Below are 1,977 nucleotides of genomic sequence, written 5' to 3' on the forward strand. Positions count from 1 at the left end.
CCGCTGACGAAAAAAGCCCAAGACATGCTTGAGCTTTTAAATCTACCTAAGCCTCCCATGACATTTAAGTCAATATAGAACTATGTCACGGGAGTTACGGATCAACGGAGCTTTTTGATCCTCCTCAGAACTTCTGACGAGAACAAGAATTCTGTGGTGCCCACTGACTGACTTGAACAGACGACCTACCGCTTACAAGGCGGTTGCTCTACCACTGAGCTAAGCGGGCTAACCGAGAACCTGAATTCTACACATTTTTTTGAATTTGTGTTGAGCACAGACCTCAAGAAGTAAAAAGATGTAAGAAATGGATCGCAAGAGCTCTCCCGCCTCTTGAGCCGCTTTCACTCGGCGACTTCACTGCCGTTATCGAAAGAGAGAATAGTAGGGCAATAGCCAATCACTCTCACCTTTTGCCGCTAAGCGTTGGTTCAAATAACCGGAGCTTCCAATTACTACATTCACCTTCCAAAAGTACGCCAACTCAAGAAAGAGCCAAAAATAAACCTCAGAGATCTTAGAAGCTGTGATACTAATTAGATGCGTAAAAGAAAAGCCCCGAACAACGGAGCTTTTTACGCTCTCCTCAGAATCTCTGACGAGAACAAGAATTTGATGGTGCCACTGACTGACTTGAACAGACGACCTACCGCTTACAAGGCGGTTGCTCTACCACTGAGCTAAGCGGGCTAACCGAGAACCTGAATTCTGCACATTTTTTTTGAGTTTGTGTTGAACTCAGGCCTCAAAAAATAAAGAGAAGTAAGAAGCGAGGATTTTAGTCCTCTACTTTCACAAACCCGCGTTTCGGTTGATCCTCGCTCATCTTCGGCTTTTTCATGGGTTCAACATCAAAACGCATGCCGTACCCTTCTTCACGGATGAAGATCGCCTTAACTCGATCAACAGGAATGGAGATGGATTCAACCTTGCCGGCAAATCGGGCCTTAAAGGTGATCACGTCATTTCCGAGCTGCAGGCTGTCGCACGCAGTCGGGGAAATATTGAGGACGATTTCATTGTTCGTCACATAGTTGGACGGCACAATGACGCGATAATCCTCCGGCTCAGCTAAAACAGAAAGCTGGGGAGTGAAATCGTTGTCCACACTCCATTCGTAAAAAGCGCGAATGAGGTACGGAGTCATTGAAGGTAAATTGGCCATTCTCTATCTTCTACTTGCGCATCACTCTTTCAGACGGAGTCAGAGCTTCAATGAAGGCAGGACGGGAGAAAACTCTTTCTGCATACTTCTGAACAGGCATTCCGGCAGGAGGAAGTTCAATACCGTAGTAGTTCAAACGCCACAGGAGCGGGGCAAGTGCAATATCCAGCATGGAGAACTCATCTCCCATGAGGTATTTCTTCTTTGCAACAGCCGGTGCTAAACCTGTCAGCTGGTCACGGATGGCTTCTCTCGCCTTAACACGAGCTTCGTCGGAGCTGGCTCTGTTTTCCAAGGTGTGAACGTGCTTGAAGATCTCACGTTCGAGATTGAACAACAGAAGACGAGTTCTAGCTCTTTCAACCGGATCAGGCGGCATCAGCTGAGGATGAGGAAAACGCTCATCAATGTATTCGTTGATGATATTTGATTCGTAAAGAACGAGATCTCTTTCAACCAGGATCGGAACTTCGCCATAGGGGTTCATCACGTTGATGTCTTCAGGCTTGTGATAAAGATCAATGTCACGGATTTCAAAATCCATTCCTTTTTCGAAAAGCACAAAACGGCAACGCTGAGAAAAAGGATCAGTGCTGCCTGAGTAAAGAACCATCATAGGCCGTTCTCTCTTAAAAATATAAATAAATCAAAATGTCAAGGCCTTGAGATTTTAAACGATTAGGGCAAAAATCCCAAATTTTTGCCCGTAAGTGCTAAGCAAATACGATTTTGAGAGTTGTAAAACAGTGCGAATTTGAGAGTAAGAAAATCAAAAAAAATAAAAGTAAAAATCTTTTATTTTTTCACTGCAA

The 1,977-nt window shown here is 44.6% G+C and carries 2 protein-coding genes and 2 tRNA genes; all 4 read right to left on the reverse strand.

Translation table 11 applies throughout. From position 1 onward, the window contains the following. Positions 1-154: 154 nt before the first annotated feature. A tRNA-Thr gene (locus ACZND6_RS12810) sits at positions 155-229 on the reverse strand. A 387-nt stretch (positions 230-616) separates the two neighbouring features. Then, positions 617-690, reverse strand: a tRNA-Thr gene (locus tag ACZND6_RS12815). 88 nt (positions 691-778) lie between these two features. After that, positions 779-1,165, reverse strand: coding sequence for a ClpXP protease specificity-enhancing factor (locus ACZND6_RS12820; RefSeq protein WP_293738520.1), 387 nt, complete (start codon positions 1,163-1,165; stop codon positions 779-781). A gap of 10 nt (positions 1,166-1,175) precedes the next feature. Next, on the reverse strand, positions 1,176-1,781 hold the full coding sequence (locus tag ACZND6_RS12825) for a glutathione S-transferase N-terminal domain-containing protein (RefSeq protein ID WP_008810138.1): 606 nt from the start codon (positions 1,779-1,781) through the stop codon (positions 1,176-1,178). Positions 1,782-1,977: the final 196 nt, after the last annotated feature.

Source organism: Parasutterella sp., assembly GCF_057870745.1.